Source organism: Nostoc sp. FACHB-892 (genome assembly GCF_014698795.1).
Lineage (GTDB): Bacteria > Cyanobacteriota > Cyanobacteriia > Cyanobacteriales > Nostocaceae > Nostoc.
This window is the reverse complement of sequence record NZ_JACJTR010000003.1, coordinates 93,990-111,082: the sequence shown is the minus strand read 5'-3', so window position 1 is coordinate 111,082 and position 17,093 is coordinate 93,990. Positions and strand designations below refer to the sequence as shown.

The window sequence follows — 17,093 nt, the reverse complement described above, 5'->3', positions numbered from 1 at the left end:
AAATTGGAAATTACGAATTACTTTCTGTTCCCTCTTTTCCTTGCTTCTCAATAGCTTGTCGTACCTGGTTAACATCTAATTCTAATGCTTGGGAGATTTGCTCTATACTTAAACCAAACTTAAGCAAACGAGGTATAGTCTCCAACTTTGTTTCTTCTTTTACTTCCTGGTAAAATTTAGTTTGTCTCCAATCGGTTAATCCAAACATCGCTTCTAACTCCTGCTGAGTTTTGTTTACAAATTTATAGATAAGCATTCTCTCTACTAATTCTAAGAGATTACTACGGTTAGCTTCATCCGTTTGCTGTACTTGATTTATCAAATTTTTCGCTTGCTGTACGGCTTTATCTTCTGTTGCAACGACTAACTTAATCACGCCTAGCCCAACCGAAGATGATCTTACATCATCTAACTCGTCTAAATAAATTATCCGAATTTGCAGTTGATTTAATGATGTTTGATAGATGAATGGTACTCCTGGATCGAGACTGCGTTGAGGAAAAAGCAATACTGCTTGCCAGCGACGTTGAGGTTTATATTGATTTATATACAGGAAAGCTTCTGTTATTATTCTCCAGTAAATATCGTCATCGCGCTGAAACTGTACCTCAACAAAATAGATTATGTCTTCTGGAAAGTCAGGTTTGGGTAGGAATAAACCATCGATACGACGTGCTAATTCTTTTATTTCTACCGAGGTAAATTGGTAGTGCAACGCCAGGGATTCAGATTGTTCCAAAAGTTCAAACAAGACACCTGGGAGAGTTTGAAATAAAGTGTAAAAAATCGTGTCTGTTTTCATGCACTCTGGATGTTGAAATATTTGAGTATATTTATAATTAAATATTAAATGGTGATATTATCTCCTCCCTCTTGATTGATAACTAACCGCAAAATTGATAATCCTAAAATTATCAAAAATAGCACTAAACCAATTGTACAAGCATAGCTAATTTCCAAGTTACCAAAAGCTTGCTCATATAGATAATAAACAATCGTTTTCGAGCTACTGAGTGGCCCCCCTTGCGTCATAATGTAGACTTCTTCAAACACTTTGGTGGCAGAAATAGCCGAAATCACAGCCACTAGTGCTAAATATGGCTTCATCAAAGGTATGGTAATATCCCAATGTTTGCTGATACCATCAGAGCCATCGATCGCAGCAGCTTCGTAAACATCAGCAGGAATTGATTGCAACCCCGCTAAATAAATCACCATATAGTAGCCTAGTCCCTTCCACACGGTGACAGCCATGACGCTGGCAAGAGAAATTGGTACAATGCCAAAAATTTTTGCTGGGCTAGTTAGCCAAGGAATACCTTCTGGAAAAAGACCCAAAGCTTTCAGGAACTGATTGAGTAATCCGTTTTCTGCATACAGCCATTTCCAAGCTATTCCCGCAACCACCATTGAAATTACTACTGGGGCGTAGTATGCCGATCTAAACCAATTCATCCCCCGCAGTTTCTGATTTACTAAAATTGCCAGCACTAGGGGAGCAATTACTAAAATTGGGACTACACCCACAAGATATAAAAAAGTGTTTTCCAAAGTTTTCCAAAAAACTGCATCCTTCCAAAGTTTAAGGAAGTTGGCGAAACCTATCCATTGTGGCGGCTGGACTATATCTTCATAGCTAGTAAAGCTGAGGTAAAACGCTTGCAGCGCAGGCAAAAAGACTGTTAACGCCAAAAGAACTAGGGCTGGTAGTAAAAATAAATAGGGGGTAAGTCGCTGTTTGATGAATATCCAATTTTTAGGTGTCAATTGATTCATATAAGGTCTAATAGTTGTTTTCGCTTTGTCAGCAAGAATTTGGGGATGTGAGTCAATTTAAGCTTCAATATTCTAAAGGCATATATTTGCAATCTGCTGTAATAACTCAGAGATAAAGGACAATGGAAACTCAGCACAACCCGCCAATTGAACATCAAAATGTCCCCATAAACCACCGTGGGCTACATGAATTTTTGTATAGTTCCGACGACGAACACACCGCCACTGAGGTGAGTATAACCCCAGAACTGGCAAACGATGGTACTGAAATCATTGACTTTGAGACTTGGAGTACAGCTGCTCAAAACGCTAAAATCGCAGGTGTTTATTCAGTATTAGACGCAGAACGCTATACGCAGTACATCGGCTATTCTCGGAATGTGTTGCTTTCCCTAAACAGTCATATCACCCAAAATGGTCAGCAAAAGTGTGCTTTTGTGCGGGTGCAAGCATTCAAGTTTCCCAAGCGTCAAGAAATGGAAGATTTGCGAGATGCGTGGATAGCAGAACTCGAAAGCACACCACCTGGTAATGCAACTGATTGCGAAATGTGGGCTAGCACGGTAGGCGAAGCTGCAAAGGCGGTAATGTCAGAGGCGGAACGTCAAGCCTACGAGGAGAAAAAGCTAAAACTGCGGAAAGCAATGGCTGACACAACCCTCTCTAAAGAGTCAGAAACAATAGATGCGAGTATAGCCGAACGTCAGCGTCAACTTGAAGCTGCTGTAACAAATGATGACTGGAGTGTAATTATCGACGCACAAACACAAGAAACCAAGTCTTAGGATGAGTGTTCAGTCCTCTCGTTATTTCCCCACTTGGATACCCTATTATGAAATGCGCTTACCCTGGTGTTTTAGGAGATGGAGGTGCGATCGCAGTTTACATATTCTGCCATAGAAAGTAATTTAATTGAAGCGATCGCTTTATTATGCTTACTCGTTTGAGGTGAATGAGTATTCGTGCCAATCGCTTAGGGGGCGATACCCAATCGCTTGATAAATATGATTGGCTGTGGGATTGGCTAAATCTGCCATGAGGAAACAATGGCGGCATCCTTGGTCTAGCAGTTTTTGGCTTAACGCTGCGACACAGGCAGTAGCATATCCTTTGCGACGATACTCTGGTGGTGTATAAGCTAAATTGATCCGACCAATTGTAGGTAACACTTGTTTACTAGAGGCAATTGAAACTGGAGTGCTATCAACCCAAAAATAAGTATTCTGCTGTTTCAACCAATTATCTACCTGGTGTTCGACATCTTCTCTCACCGCCTCATCTATCTCAGACAAAAATGCAGAAAGCCACTCGACCAAAAGAGAGCGATCGCTTTCAGTTGCCAGTCTGAGATATCCTCTGGCTGTTGAGACTCTTTGCATTGCCGTTAATTGGTAAATTTTCATTACCACCGACCGTTGATAGAATTGCCCTGTCAGTGTTTGCCAAGTTTGCGAGAATATTTCTACCTCTTTAGCCAGTCCCATGATTCCTGGGAGTTGCTCTTGACGCAAATCTTGAGCAATCAATCGCAAAGTATCCATATTCTGGGCTTTGGATAGGATCAATTTTTGGGGTGGGGTGCGGATGGCAACAGCCAGAATCTCACCATTTGTTTGGACAATTGCTAAATAAGGCTTACCTACATAACGTTCTGGGTTATGCAACAAGGTATGCAAGATACTAAGCAAAAGATTATTTTCTACCTGATGCTGAAGTAAGTAAGCCTGAGTACAGTCCCAAAATTCCTGAATGTTGTCGAATTTATGTAGTTGCATGATTTGCCTAACTACGAACCAAGTAAAGAGTTGTGCTATCTAGAACCTTCTATATATTATTGTGTAGCTTCCAATCATCTATCACTACTACATCAAGCTGGAGTGCGATCGCTGCCTCTACACCTAAATATCTGAAGATAGTTTTTTGCTTATCATCACTTTTGTTTATCGTTTTGCAAAGTTATAATATTTGCTTCTATCGTTTAACCATCGTACATTAAAAGTTATCAGGGTAAACACAGACAGAAATAACGCCAAGAGGTGCAACATGAATCCATTCAAAAAAGTATCATCCAACAATGTTGATGTAAAAGTAGTTCAAAAACCTCAAATTGTGGAGATACAACCAGCAGCCCAAAACATTTCCACTGAACCACTGACTCGCGGACAACGCATTGCTGATAAATTAGCCATGAAAGTGGGTTCTTGGGGATTTCTGATTGGGCAAAGCGTTGTTTTAGCTGGCTGGGTTGGTATAAACGCAACGCCTGGGGTTCCCCACTGGGATGAATCACCGTTCATGATGCTCAATTTAGTGTTTTCATTTGCCTCAGCCTATACAGCGCCAGTTGTCTTGATGAGCCAAAACCGCCAGTCTGATACTGATCGGAGAAATGCCGAAATTGATCATCAGGTGAATTTGAAAGCTGGACAAAATATCGAACTGCTGCATCAAAAATTGGATGATTTACACACTCAAAAACTAAACGAACTGACCCAAATTATCAAAGAACAACAGCAAGTTCTCCATGAGCTTAAAGTAAGTCTAGTGCCTGAAGGTAAAGAAAGCAAAGTGAGTGTATTGCCAGGACTGTACGTCCAAAATGGCGCTCAATCACCTAAGCGAGTTATTGTTAACAAAGCTTTCAATGCTGACCAACCAGTTATGGACAATAACAAAGTTATTGATAAGTTAGTTCGCCGATAAATATTCCTAACTAAGGCATTTGTAAGGGTATATTTGGCAAAATTTTACAGAAGTAATAAAAAGTGTCAAACTCTAGTCAGAAAAGTAATCGAGTTATAATGACACAGCAGAAATAGCACAAACTTGTAAACCCACAGGTGTGTGAATAATCACAGATTCCACACCAAATACTTGAGCGATCGCATTTGGTGTCATAACTTGTTCAGGCGTACCAACTTCCCAAAGATGACCCTGTTTTAATAATGCAATACGAGAGCTATACCGTGCTGCTAAATTCAATTCGTGTAAAACTGTGATAATAGTTAATCCCTGCTGCTGATTTAGTTCTTTAAGTAGTTCCAATAGTTGCAGTTGATAGTTAATATCTAAAAAAGTTGTAGGTTCATCTAATAGTAAAATTTTTGGCTCTTGGGCTAGTGCCAGAGCTAAAAAAGCCCGTTGTCTTTCACCACCTGAGAGTTGTTCGACTAAGCGATCGCTAAATTTTTCTAGCTGTGTCTTTTCAATTGCAGCTTCCACTTTGCCCCAATCTTCGGCATTTAATTCCCATTGCCACCAAGGTTGATGTGGCGTGCGTCCTAAGCTTACTAATTGTCGCACTGTTAAGCCAACCGGAACCGTTTGTTGTTGCGGTAATAATGCCAGTTTCTGTGCAACTACATTTGGGGGTTGAGAGTGAATTGCTTTGCCATCAAGTAGCACTATTCCTTGCTGTGGGGAAAGAATACGACTCAGCAATTTGAGTAAAGTAGATTTACCTGAGCCATTAGCACCAACTAAACTCAACCATTCTCCTGTTTGCAGAGTCAGGTTAATATTTTGAACAATTGGTACTAAGGTGTAACCGCCTGTGAGGTTTTGCAGTTCGAGTGGCATTTCAGAAATTCAAAAATGAGAAATTTAATTTTATTAGAATGTAATTTTAGCGAGTATACCAAACTAATTCTAAGTCTTTAACGCTTAAAGGAATTAAAATATCAGCGATCGCTACTGCGTAAATTACTCAAATTAGAAACAAAGTGCTGTTTACTTGCGGAAAATACTAAAATGAGTGCGTGATCTACCGAGATGAGAAAGCAATCAAGCATTTTGAGAAAGCAATATGCCTTTTTGCTTGCTAAATCTACCGAAATGAGAAAGCAATCAAGCATTTTGAGAAAGCAATATGCCTTTTTGCTTGCTAAATCTACCGAAATGAGAAAGCAATCAAGCATTTTGAGAAAGCAATATGTCTTTTTGCTTGCTAAATCTACCGAAATGAGACAGTAATCAAGCATTTTGAGAAAGCAATATGCCTTTTTGCTTGCTGAATCTACCGAAATGACAAAGTAATCAAGGGTTTTGAGAAAGCAATATGCCTTTTTGCTTACTCAAATATCACAATGAGAAAGCAATTGGCATTAAACTGCTTCTAATTTTTTCTCCCCCTGCCTCTTCTGCAACGCCAGCTTCCCCTGCCTTCCAAAACGATTGATTATTTTTTAGTTGGAAGTCCCTTAAGGAAGTAGGGCAACCGTGCGTTTTTACTTATTGCCGCACAATAAGCCAAACCGAATTAACCCACGCTGATAACCGCGACGCATTAATCCCAGAGATAATGCCCCTTGGATGGTAGTCCAACCAGCATTTAGTAAGCCCCAAAACGCTTGGGGAGTGAATGCGGAATCAATGACTACATTCCAAAAGGGGGCGACAGCCTGCGACCAATCAGCAGTGCGGATATTGTTTAATGGTAGTTGACGTGCGATCGCTTCGTACTCTGGCAAAGAAATCACATAAGGTAAACAATACACCCGATAAATATCCTGCAAATGCTTTTCTTCATCAGGCGTTAGTGGGGATTCATCAGTTGGTCGATGACACCAAGTCACCATAATTAACTTGCCACCAGGCTTCAACACCCGGTAGCATTCCTGGAGAAACTTGGTTTTATCTGGCATATGTTCGCCACTTTCGAGCGACCAAACCAAGTCAAAAGAATCGTCAGCAAAGGGCATTGCTTGAGCATTTGCGACTTGGAACTGTGTTCTCAGACTCAAATTAGCTTCCATTGCGCGTTCCGTTGCTCTGGCGGCTTGTACAGGACTCAATGTAATCCCTGTAGCCTTAGCATTAAACTTTTGCGCTAGGTATAAAGAACTGCCACCAATACCACAACCCACATCTAAGATATTGTCAGCTGCTTGTACCCCTGCCCAATTCAGCAGTTCTTCGATTAAATCAATTTGAGCCTGACGGCGGTCTTTTGTCTGGGTACCATCAGCACCGTAATAGCCGTGGTGCATGTGTTCGCCCCAAATCTGTTCCCACAGACCAGAGGAAGCGTCGTAAAATTGCTGGATTTGCTGGTAAAGTGTTGCACTCATGAAAAAAGCTGTGTTAAGACAAAGCCCAATTAAAAAAACATACACATTAGGCTACCATGTGTGTTTTTAATTAAAACAGGGTCTTTTGGTTTGCAGGGATAATAAACTCTGGTTTCTCTTCTCTAGAGAAATTTACTGATTTTCCCTTAATAAGCTGCTTTTGCTCTCCTAGGCATACCCGATGTTTCCGGGATGCCTAACATGATTGAGTTTTTTAATTTGAAATTTTCAATTAATTATGACTGTTGCTCGCACAATATGTTTGGGATTTCTAGCTGTCATCACTGTAGGTACTATCCTGTTGATGATGCCTTTCTCGACTAGTAATGGTACTTGGAATGACCTGATTGTGGCATTATTCACCTCCACATCCGCAGTTTGTGTCACAGGTTTATCAGTAGTTGATCCTGGTACTTATTTTTCCTTTTGGGGTCAGTTATTTATTGCGCTATTAGTTCAGATTGGCGGTTTGGGCTACATGACAACTACTACATTTCTAATTTTGCTCATTGGTCGTAGGTTTGATATGCGGCAAAAAATAGCCATTCAACAAGCTTTAGACCGACCGGGGATGAGTGGTAGCGCCCAAGTAATCCGTTCAATTATTGCCACCACTTTAATTTTTGAAATTACAGGTATATTTTTACTGCTACCAGCTTTTGTTCCTGAGTATGGATGGAGTAAAGGACTTTGGTTAGCAATTTTTCATAGTATCAATTCTTGGAATAATGCTGGTTTTAGTTTATTTAAAGATAACTTAATTGGTTATCAGTCATCCTTCTTAGTAGTCTTCACCATTACAATACTAATTATCTTTGGGGGAATTGGGTATCAAGTAATTTTGGAAATGTACTTTTGGTTGCGCGATCACATTTTAAAACAATCTATTAGAATGCAAAGATTTTCTCTAGACTTTAAAGTTGCAACCAGTACAACTGTTATATTATTATTAATAGGATTTGTTGCTTTTTTCTGTATAGAAATCAGAAACCCAGAAACATTTGGTTCTTTAAATTTACGCGACCAAATATTAGTAGCGTGGTTCCAATCCGTTACTCCTAGAACTGCTGGTTTTAACACCATCGATATTGGCAAAATGACCACTGCTGGTCTATTTATTACGATCGCGCTAATGTTTCTTGGTGCAAGTCCAGGTGGTACAGGAGGAGGCATGAAAACAACAACCTTGAGGGTCTTGACCAGTTGCACTAAAGCTATACTTCAGGGGAAAGAAGAAGTTTTATTGTATGATCGCAAAATAGCAATATCTTTAATTTTGAAAGCTGTGGGTGTGTTAGTGGGTTCAGTAGCGGCCGTGATTTTAGCTACGATTTTAATCAGCCTCACAGATCCAACATTAGATTTTATTAAAATTTTGTTTGAAGTGGTATCAGCCTTCGCCACTGTAGGGCTTTCTACAGGCATTACAGCAAGTATTTCTACAACAGCAAAGCTCATCTTAATTGTCACGATGTATGTTGGAAGAGTAGGTATTTTACTACTGATGTCCGCTATACTAGGAGACCCCCGCCCCACCAGAATTCACTATCCTGAAGAAAATTTACTCGTGGGATAGAGAGTAGGGAGTAGGGAGTAGGGAGTACGGGATGAGGAAGCAGGGGAGGCGGGGGGAGAATAACTAATGACCAATGACTAATGACTAACAACTAAACTGATAAAATATACATTGGAAGGCAAAAAATAAAATTTTTAATTCAAGCTGTATGAGCGTTTTTTGCCCTAAATACAGGGAGCCATAATAAGGATAACAACGGTGAATCTGTCATCATTAAGTTTTTTTCGCAGTTTACGTAAAGATAACCACCAATTTGCTGTAATTGGTTTGGGTCGTTTTGGTAGGTCTGTTTGTTCCACATTGCACAATTTTGGTTATCAAGTGCTGGCAACAGATATTGATGAAAAACGAGTTTCAGAAGCATTAACTGAGGGAATAGTTGGTCATGCTTTGCAACTAGACTCTACAGAACCAGCCGCACTCAAAGAAGCTGGAATTTTTGAATTTGATACTGTAATTGTAGCGATTGGCAACTACGTTCAAGAAAGCATCATAACTACCCTAAATGTGAAAGAGGCTGGTGTACCCCATGTCGTTGCCAAAGCTTCTAGTGAAGTTCACCGTAAACTGTTGCGGCGAGTCGGAGCAGATCATGTTGTTTTTCCTGAGTATGAAGCGGGCTGTGCCTTAGCACGTACACTTACCAAACCAGCAATATTAGATCGGTTTGATCTAGACCCAGATAACAGTATTGTAGAGTTGATTGTGCCTGATGAATTTCACGACAAAACAATCACTGAGCTTCAACTTCGTAACCGCTACGGTTTAAATTTGCTAGCGGTGAGCCAGGATGGTAAATTTATAATTAATCCTGACCCCACTAAGCGTTTAGAACGTGGTTCAGCAATGGTAGTTATTGGCTGCAATAAAGATATCAATCGTTTGCCGATTTAAAAAAGTTAAAAGTTAAGCTGTTACGCATTTAATTTGTACATTTACCTGATGACTGATGACTGTTGACGGTTAACAGTCATCAGTCAGCAGTTAACCACATCAAAAGTGTTTATATAGTTTAAACGCGCATCAGCTTATTAACTATCAAGGAAAATAAAAGCGCCAGTCGCCAGAATTGATGCTGAATTCTGACTACTGGCGGATGGCTTCTTCTTTTATTTCTAACTCTGAGTTTTTTATTGTCCGGGACTTGTTAAAGTAGGCTGGAATTCAACTGAGAAAGGCACATTGTCAGGGTCGGCTGAAGTTTCTGGTTGATTTGGCGTTTGTCGCTTAAGTTTTTCTACTAAATTACTTGTAGTGGCTGAACTCTGAGAAGGAGTAGCTGTTTGACTAGCTTGAGACTGCTGTTGCCCAATTTTCTGGGCAATTTGCTGCATTAGCTGCTCAATCTTTTCAGCTTGTTCAATGTTCCCTTGCTCACGATATTCGTTATGGGCACGTTTCAATACTCGACCAGCTTTCTTGAGCTCGCCCTGATTATATAAAGTTATTCCCAAGTTATGGTAAACTGATGCGTTTTTAGGATTTAGGCGAATAGCTTGCCGATAAACAGAAATAGCCTCAGAAGCTTGACCTTGAATTGCTAGCAAATTTGCCATATTATTATAGGCTATGGCATTTTTAGGATCTAGCTGCAAGGCTTGGCGATAAGTGACGATCGCAGGCTCTATTTGACCTTGTTGTTGCAAGGCGATCGCCAAGTTAAAATAAGCCTTGGCGTTGCTGCTATCTAAATTAATTGCTTGCTGGTATGCTGCGATCGCATCCTCAAGCTGTCCTTGTTCATAGAGCGCCAAACCCAAATTATACAATGCTGCTACCCTTGTGGCATCTATCACAAGGCTCTGGCGATAAGCTGTAATCGCTGCGTCTTTTTCTCCTTGTCGATGCAGCACTAACCCCAAATTGTAATAAGCTTCACTAGAATTGGGATTAGTTTTAATCACCTCTGCATATTCTTGTAAAGCTACATCCAGGCGATTTTGCTCCACAAATATATTACCTAGATAATTTCGTGCTGCTTCCAGGCTAGGATCTCGTTGCAACGCTTGACGAAATGCATATTCCGCACCCTGTAAGTCTTTACGGTTATAGCGCGTGACTCCTTGCTGGAAAAAGCTAGCTGCTTCGAGATCCTGAGAAATTGCGGTTTCTGCTAGCAGTTTGCTAACTGGAAAATTAGTAATTGTCGGTGCAGCCAAGACCAAAAACGTAGAACAGCCACTGAGTGTCACCCGGCAAAATAAATGTAACCACTGAGAGAATAGGGATTTTTCTGACATGAATCGCAGACCTATACTTATTTTTAGCTCCTCATAAGTCAGAGTACCCATCGTGAAAGAAAAAATTCCAAATTTCCAACTTTTAACTTCTAACTCCTAACTCCTAACTCCTACACCTTCAGGTAAAATTAGCATTGCATCACCGAATGAATAAAAGCGATATCCAAAAGCAATCGCTTCGTTGTATATATTCAATAATCGTTGTCTGCCAATTAGCGCACTTACCAGCATCAACAAACTGGAACGCGGCAGGTGAAAATTCGTAATTAAACCATCCACCACCCGCCATTGGTAGCCGGGATAAATAAACAAGTCTGTTTTCCCGCAAAATGGTTGTAAATTCCCAGATTGAGCCGCCCCTTCTAAGGCCCTGACTGCCGTTGTTCCCACAGCAATAATTCGACCGCCAGCTGCTTTAGTGGCGCGGATTTGCTCTACTGTAGCGGCGGGTACTTCAATCCACTCTTCATGCATCTGATGGGTAGTAACATCCTCCACTTCTACAGGGCGAAATGTCCCAACACCAACGTGTAGCGTTATAAAAGCTTGATTGATATTGCGATCGCGCAACTTTTGTAACAATCCTGGGGTAAAGTGTAATCCTGCCGTCGGAGCTGCGATCGCTCCTGGTTGTTTTGCATAAACTGTCTGATACTGCTCATCAGCAGCTGACGAGGTAGTGATGTATGGTGGTAACGGCACTTCACCAAATACCTCTAACAGTTGCACCAAAGGCTTTCCCTCTGGCACATCAAATTGCAACAAACGCCCCCCGGTTGCTGCGTCTGTTTCTAGAACCGTAGCCGTGAGTTGGCGACTGGGGACTGGGGACTGGGGACTAGGGACTAGAGAAGAATCTTCCCAATCCCCAATCCCTAATCCCCAACCACCAGTCCCCGCTTGCCTCGGTTCAAAAATAATCTTTGTCCCCTGTTTGAAGCTTTTTCCTGGCTTAACTAAAGCTAACCAACAGTTATACTGCCGTTCTTCCAACAGCAACACCTGGATTTTACCACCAGTAGATTTATGACCATAAAGCCGCGCTGGAATGACTCTTGTATTGTTCATAACCAACAAATCTCCAGAGCGCAGCAGTGCGGGCAAATCATGGAAAATGTGGTGTATGGGTTCTGTTTCAGTACCTGTAGTGGGAGAATTAACCACGAGTAACCTTGAGCTGTCTCTAGGAACTGCTGGGTTTTGAGCAATGAGTTCTGGAGCTAGTTCGTAGTCATAGCCAGCTACCGAGCAATCTAATTCAAAATTTTTTTCTTGTGGGCGAGATGTGTCTTTCAAATTGGCTTGTACTAGTTTTTGGTTTATTTAGTATTTATACTCTTTTAAACAATTTAGTTTGAGCTTTCACTTCTATAGGAACTTTAAGGCATCTTCGCTCAATTTTCTCACTAGGCTATAAGATTGTTACTATTAAGTAACACGGAAAAATTAACATAAAAATTGGGTAAACCTCCCTATCTAAAAACGGGGGCTTTTACCCTACCGGGAACAGGCACTTATTGACGAATATATATATGTAGGATTGGCTTTGATCCCAAGCACCAACAAACATGGAATACTTGTACTATCTGGCAAATGCCAGTCTAACCCTGAGGGTCGTTCAACATCTGCACGCTAGACCCCAGACACCAGTTTCTTTCGTCACCGTAATTCATCAAATTGATGGCTGGGTGGTTAGGATCAAACTCAGAGGTCAAGTCTCACCCCAAGAAGATGGCGACTTCCGCGCTTTTCTAAATGAATTGGGAATTAGCTACGAGCCGCCAATGAGGGTGCAAATGGCACTTTGGAGTTTGGAAGCAGGACAGTGTCCTGTAGACGTGATGCGTCGCTATCAGGTTGCGATCGTCTCTCATGGTAGTCCAGAGAGAGACGAAATCGAGGCATTCCGGCAGCAGTTTGTCCGGGGCTTAGGTTATTGTCCAGAAACTTTAGCGTGACTCTATTGGATTGTAACGCCACTACAAAATTATCAAGAAAGAATTCAGTAGTTAGGAGTCAGAAGTCAAAATAAATCCATGAATTTTGTACGACTGACAGATAAAGGGGTTTAACACCCCCGCTAAATATACTTTTTTTAGTGTTCCACCCTGCGGGAACGCCAAGGGCGAACAATTTAGTGGTGGGTTTGAATCCCAACTAATTGATTCTGACTGCTGTTAGCTGGGCGTTTAGCCCATTCTGACCTCTGAATTCTTCAAGCATTACCAATTAACTATTATCAACTGAAGAGTCGAAAGCTGCAAGAATATATTCTTGCAGCTTAAACTTATATCCGGCTGCTGATGAAGTTGCAAGAGCTTCCTGGGTTGCTATAACACCAGTCAGATTTTTAGATATCCTTTGGCAGTAGACAATAGCAACATCAAATCGGCAAGAATAATCTGCCTTTTCAGGGTACTGAGCTAAAAACATTCCAGCTGTCCGCGAGATTTTGACTTGCTTTTGTGGGGTGATTGCGCTTCTTCCCCCTGTATCCCAACTACCTGAACTGCGGGTTTTGACTTCAACAAATGCCAATAATGACTGGGGAGTGGGGAATGGGGAGTGGGGAGTGGGGTATTCTCCCCTGCTCCCCTGCTCTTTCCCAGTTACTCCATGATATTCAGCAATAATATCGATTTCTCCCCAGCGACTAGAAAAGCGACGATGGAGAATTATCCAACCTGTAGATTGCAACCATTGGGCTACTAGGTCTTCTCCTAAAGAGCCAATTTCTGGATAATGAGATGGAGGAAGGTTAGCCATTGATTAAAAATATTATGAATTTTATGAATTTTAGGTTAAGCGATGCCTGCGGCGGGCTACGCCTACGCATAACAGGCTCTAAGCGAAACTCATTTCGTACTGAGTTGAAGCGCAAGTGTAAAACAGACCATAAGATTTGGGCAAGCATACTCAGCTTATTCCTTTGGGGAATAGTTGGCATCACGGCAATGGTCGGTTTTGCTCCCACAGCTTTGGCACTTGAATATAATAAAGAAATTTTGGTTGACGCTGATTTTTCAGGACGTGATTTAACAGATTCCAGCTTTACCAAAGCTAATCTTCGCCAGAGCAACTTCAGCCACGCTAATTTGCAGGGTGTAAGTTTCTTTGCAGCAAATTTAGAGTCTGTGAATTTGGAGGGAGCTGACTTGAGAAATGCCACTTTAGACTCAGCTCGTTTAGTTAGAGCAAATTTGACAAATGCACTGTTGGAGGGTGCTTTCGCTGCTAACGCCAGATTTGATGGTGCAATCATTGACGGGGCAGATTTTACCGATACGCTACTGCGTTCCGATGAGCAAAAAAAATTGTGCAAACTTGCCAAGGGAACTAATCCCATTACAGGACGAGATACGCGTGACACGTTATTTTGTCCTTAGTATTTTCTAGATGGGAATTGGGAATTGGGCATTGGGCATTGGTTATTCCACTCTTGCTCCCCCTGCTCCCCATTCCCTACTTAGAAAATATTGAACACCTACCAACCACGGACACCAATCTTTTGACAAACAATTTTCATTCCTTTGCCTGGTGAAGAACTTGCTACAAAAGGTATTTCTCCTTTTTCCTTATCTTCTTCAAGTAGCTGTCCTTCCGGCCCGTAAATCGCAATGCGATTGCGAAAAATCCGCGATTCTGTACAAGATGCATCAAAGGTAGTCTCGAAGATGCCATCTCCGTACATTCCGTAAAGCTTGTATGTTGTGCCCTTAATAGTTTTCGTGTCTAGAGCTACGCTGTTTCCTAATTTATCGTGCCCCACAGTAATATATCTTTCTACATCTTGAGCGATCGCACTGCCACTGCTCAATAAAATAGCGATCGCTCCCACTATGCTGCTTATCTTAAAATACATACACTTTAAAAATATCAAGATTTCATATATTTCTACCCGCAATCAAAGTGGTTCTAGCAGCGTATAAGTACTGAAATTAAGACGGAGCAGAAAACGCCAAAGATAATTTAGCCCGTGGCGATAAACTCATGACTTCGCAGGAGCAAATAAGACTAGATGCTAAATGGCATTTTGATAATCTAACAGGTGCAGTTAAAGCCGTGCCTCTGGGAGCTGCGATTGGTATAGCGACGACAGTACTATTTTCGTTACTAACCAACGGGCTACGCGTAGTTCGGGGTGAAATTTCTGCACAAGAAGCGTTTACGAGTTTTTCAAAATCCTCGATGATCATAAACAGGTGGTGAAAATCTATTATGAATCTTTAACTCAACCAGAATTAGAAAGATTACAAGCAATTGAAAATGAACTGATTTATGAACACCATAAAAATTTAGAGTTTTTGGCTCAAGCGCAAGAATTAATCAAAAAATCTACAACGGATGCTTTAAACATCTGAAAATTAAACTTTCTCATGATGTTAAAGAGAAGCATTATAAAGAGTGTTTTACTCCTAATACCAAATTATTGTGAAGCTGCATGAAACTATAGGAAGCTGGAATGGTTGCTAAGTATAGTTTTTAGTTTTTTGATTCTATGCAACTTCATACAAAATTGGTAGAAGCAAAAAAATTTATCTCACACTCCTAAACCACTCAGTGATTCCCTGAGCGATCGCATTTGCCATTTTTTTCTGTTCTTCTGGGTTCACTATCTGCTCAAATTCATCGGGATTGCTCATAAAACCTAATTCCAGCAACACCGATGGCGCAGCAGCTGGACGTGTCAGCGCTAGGTTGTTCCAAAACACACCATAATAAGGTTTGCCGAGGTTTTTTACTACATAATTCTGTAGAAATATTGCGAGATTGTGGGCTTGGGGATGATACCAAAAAGTGCCGAATCCCTTGGTCTTTTCGGCATCGCCATTATCGGGTAGAGAATTGTGATGTATGGAAAGAGCGATCGCAGGTTCTTCTTGGTTGATAATTGCTTGACGCTCTACTAGCGAAACTTCCTTATCATCTTCTCGCGTCATTATCACCGTTGCTCCTAGCTTCAGCAACTCATCTCGCAACAACTTGGATACCACCAAATTTACATCTTTTTCTAAATATCCAGTTGGGCCACTGGCACCAGATTCTTTACCTCCATGCCCTGGATCAAGTACAATCTTGAAATTAACTAAAGGCTTGCGTCTTGTGTTCCCAATTTTCGGCGGATGACGCAAAGCCAAAACCAGGGTTGTACCGTCGTATCTTAGCTTATATCCCCATTGTTGAGCTTTTTTGAGGTTAAAGGTGTATTTTACTTGTTCTGGTGTCTCCTGTTGCCAATCTAGGCGAGAAATTAGGGGGTCATCATCCAGGCGAATAATGTCCGTTTGGGCAGTGGTATTGTAGAGAGTGAGAGCGAGAGCTTGCTCACTTTGTTGCACGCTCACAGGTACAGGAACTTGTAAGGGGAAAACTATCTCTGTCGCATCAGAGAGTTGACGATATCCGACACTGCGAATTATTGTCTGTGGCGGAATTGCACCAGGTAGAATGCGGGTTTCCTGACTATTAATCCAAGCACCATAGTCTAGGCGGAACCATTCACCTTCCCTACCTGTTACTGTTGCACGTGTGCCTTTAGGCAGTGGTGTAAGTCGAGAATAATCGGTGCTTGGTCCAGTACGAGCAACGCCTGACTCTACTGTAACCTCAGAAACTGGCAACTGTGCTCTTGAAAGGATCTGAATTTTACCAGTCCCTGGTTGAGTTATCGTCTTGCCATTGAGCGTCAGTTGAAACTGAGGTTGTCCCAAATCTACCTCTTTACTTGAGTCTGGGACAACAGCACCAGAAATGATGTTGTTACCGTAAATTAGGGATGAAAAAGCAGGATCAGGTTGTTGCAGTGTCATGCAACCCTCATACTTTCCTACGCTAGACTGGGCATGAGGCTGATTTTGCCCTGTCAAAGCTGCCAAATTACTTGGTAGTTGTGCCTGTTGGGGTTGCGGTGAAAGGGCAATAGTTTGATTAGCTAACTTGACAGAGACATTAGCTTTAGGGGGTGCGATCGCGCTAAAACAAATTATTTCTCCCGGTAGTCTGGCAATGTCAGCTGCGGGAGTCAGGGAATTTTTAGCAAAGGCTAGCCCCTGTGGTAGCTCAGGGCTAGTGTTAAGCCTTGTCACCTTAATCTGGAGTTCTTGATTTTGGTGACGCACAGTAAAAAGATTCTCCCCCAACTGCAAGGGGAAACTAGGGGAAAAATGACCAGCTTTGCTGCGGTTAATTGGCTTACTATTGATCAAAACCTGACCATTTGGTGGTGCAGTCCCCAGAAAAAAGATTTTTTGGGCACTCGTCTGGTAGTTTGTTTGGGGAAAAACGACTATAAGAGATGGCTCTGCCAATGCTACGGAGGATGTGAGAATACAGCCGAATATTACTAATCCTAAAAGGTTTTTCACAAGCTCAATCACAGAAGATTACACCACAACAACTGTGGCACAATGACGGGATGTATTTTTAGAAGTT

General features: G+C 41.5%; 18 protein-coding genes. 8 read left to right on the top strand and 10 right to left on the bottom strand.

Annotated features, from left to right (window positions below):
- Positions 1-10 precede the first annotated feature (10 nt).
- Both H6G96_RS05345 and H6G96_RS05340 read right to left on the bottom strand, forming a co-directional pair.
- Complete coding sequence (locus tag H6G96_RS05345; RefSeq protein WP_190910473.1) at positions 11-802, bottom strand: Rpn family recombination-promoting nuclease/putative transposase; 792 nt, start codon at positions 800-802, stop codon at positions 11-13.
- Positions 803-846: 44 nt separating this feature from the next.
- The gene (locus tag H6G96_RS05340; protein WP_190910472.1) at positions 847-1,776 is read right to left on the bottom strand and encodes a sugar ABC transporter permease; all 930 of its coding nucleotides are present in this window, start codon (positions 1,774-1,776) and stop codon (positions 847-849) included.
- A gap of 122 nt (positions 1,777-1,898) precedes the next feature.
- On the opposite strand from H6G96_RS05340, the gene H6G96_RS05335 reads away from it, so the two are divergent.
- The gene (locus tag H6G96_RS05335; protein ID WP_190910471.1) at positions 1,899-2,561 is read left to right on the top strand and encodes a GIY-YIG nuclease family protein; all 663 of its coding nucleotides are present in this window, start codon (positions 1,899-1,901) and stop codon (positions 2,559-2,561) included.
- A gap of 150 nt (positions 2,562-2,711) precedes the next feature.
- Here the strand turns inward: H6G96_RS05335 and H6G96_RS05330 are convergent, their stop codons facing one another.
- On the bottom strand, positions 2,712-3,551 hold the full coding sequence (locus H6G96_RS05330; protein ID WP_190910470.1) for a GNAT family N-acetyltransferase: 840 nt from the start codon (positions 3,549-3,551) through the stop codon (positions 2,712-2,714).
- A gap of 268 nt (positions 3,552-3,819) precedes the next feature.
- Between H6G96_RS05330 and H6G96_RS05325 the strand changes: the two genes are divergently transcribed.
- A complete protein-coding gene (locus H6G96_RS05325; protein WP_190910469.1) occupies positions 3,820-4,479 on the top strand; it encodes a DUF1003 domain-containing protein in 660 nt (219 codons plus the stop codon).
- A 93-nt stretch (positions 4,480-4,572) separates the two neighbouring features.
- Here the strand turns inward: H6G96_RS05325 and H6G96_RS05320 are convergent, their stop codons facing one another.
- Positions 4,573-5,355 (bottom strand): ABC transporter ATP-binding protein, encoded by a 783-nt coding sequence (locus H6G96_RS05320; RefSeq protein WP_190910468.1) that lies wholly within the window; start codon positions 5,353-5,355, stop codon positions 4,573-4,575.
- Positions 5,356-6,002: 647 nt separating this feature from the next.
- A complete protein-coding gene (locus H6G96_RS05315) occupies positions 6,003-6,845 on the bottom strand; it encodes a methyltransferase domain-containing protein (RefSeq protein ID WP_190910467.1) in 843 nt (280 codons plus the stop codon).
- A gap of 238 nt (positions 6,846-7,083) precedes the next feature.
- Between H6G96_RS05315 and H6G96_RS05310 the strand changes: the two genes are divergently transcribed.
- Together H6G96_RS05310 and H6G96_RS05305 are read left to right on the top strand one after the other, a co-directional pair.
- Positions 7,084-8,421 (top strand): TrkH family potassium uptake protein, encoded by a 1,338-nt coding sequence (locus tag H6G96_RS05310; protein WP_190910466.1) that lies wholly within the window; start codon positions 7,084-7,086, stop codon positions 8,419-8,421.
- A gap of 198 nt (positions 8,422-8,619) precedes the next feature.
- Complete coding sequence (locus H6G96_RS05305; RefSeq protein ID WP_190910465.1) at positions 8,620-9,315, top strand: TrkA family potassium uptake protein; 696 nt, start codon at positions 8,620-8,622, stop codon at positions 9,313-9,315.
- A gap of 236 nt (positions 9,316-9,551) precedes the next feature.
- On the opposite strand, the gene H6G96_RS05300 is transcribed toward H6G96_RS05305, so the two are convergent.
- Both H6G96_RS05300 and queA read right to left on the bottom strand, forming a co-directional pair.
- Positions 9,552-10,661 carry a tetratricopeptide repeat protein gene (locus H6G96_RS05300; protein WP_190910464.1) on the bottom strand — a complete coding sequence of 370 codons (1,110 nt, stop codon included), beginning with the start codon at positions 10,659-10,661 and terminating at the stop codon, positions 9,552-9,554.
- A gap of 96 nt (positions 10,662-10,757) precedes the next feature.
- Positions 10,758-11,984 (bottom strand): tRNA preQ1(34) S-adenosylmethionine ribosyltransferase-isomerase QueA, encoded by a 1,227-nt coding sequence (queA, locus tag H6G96_RS05295; protein WP_190910725.1) that lies wholly within the window; start codon positions 11,982-11,984, stop codon positions 10,758-10,760.
- Between the two features lie 245 nt (positions 11,985-12,229).
- On the opposite strand from queA, the gene H6G96_RS05290 reads away from it, so the two are divergent.
- Positions 12,230-12,619: a hypothetical protein gene (locus tag H6G96_RS05290; RefSeq protein ID WP_069068139.1), complete on the top strand. Its 390-nt coding sequence runs from the start codon at positions 12,230-12,232 to the stop codon at positions 12,617-12,619.
- A gap of 271 nt (positions 12,620-12,890) precedes the next feature.
- Here H6G96_RS05290 and H6G96_RS05285 read toward each other — a convergent pair whose 3' ends face one another.
- Positions 12,891-13,427, bottom strand: a complete 537-nt coding sequence (locus H6G96_RS05285) for a YraN family protein (protein WP_190910463.1) — start codon at positions 13,425-13,427, stop codon at positions 12,891-12,893.
- A gap of 23 nt (positions 13,428-13,450) precedes the next feature.
- Between H6G96_RS05285 and H6G96_RS05280 the strand changes: the two genes are divergently transcribed.
- Complete coding sequence (locus tag H6G96_RS05280; protein ID WP_190910462.1) at positions 13,451-14,047, top strand: pentapeptide repeat-containing protein; 597 nt, start codon at positions 13,451-13,453, stop codon at positions 14,045-14,047.
- Between the two features lie 98 nt (positions 14,048-14,145).
- Here the strand turns inward: H6G96_RS05280 and H6G96_RS05275 are convergent, their stop codons facing one another.
- Positions 14,146-14,523 (bottom strand): hypothetical protein, encoded by a 378-nt coding sequence (locus tag H6G96_RS05275; RefSeq protein ID WP_190910461.1) that lies wholly within the window; start codon positions 14,521-14,523, stop codon positions 14,146-14,148.
- A gap of 128 nt (positions 14,524-14,651) precedes the next feature.
- On the opposite strand from H6G96_RS05275, the gene H6G96_RS05270 reads away from it, so the two are divergent.
- Together H6G96_RS05270 and H6G96_RS05265 are read left to right on the top strand one after the other, a co-directional pair.
- Entirely contained in the window at positions 14,652-14,870 is a 219-nt protein-coding gene (locus H6G96_RS05270) for a hypothetical protein (RefSeq protein ID WP_190910460.1), read from the top strand.
- The gene (locus tag H6G96_RS05265) at positions 14,864-15,022 is read left to right on the top strand and encodes a hypothetical protein (RefSeq protein ID WP_190910459.1); all 159 of its coding nucleotides are present in this window, start codon (positions 14,864-14,866) and stop codon (positions 15,020-15,022) included. Before H6G96_RS05270 ends, H6G96_RS05265 begins: the two co-directional genes overlap by 7 nt.
- A gap of 174 nt (positions 15,023-15,196) precedes the next feature.
- On the opposite strand, the gene H6G96_RS05260 is transcribed toward H6G96_RS05265, so the two are convergent.
- A complete protein-coding gene (locus H6G96_RS05260) occupies positions 15,197-17,026 on the bottom strand; it encodes an N-acetylmuramoyl-L-alanine amidase (RefSeq protein WP_190910458.1) in 1,830 nt (609 codons plus the stop codon).
- Positions 17,027-17,093 lie beyond the last annotated feature (67 nt).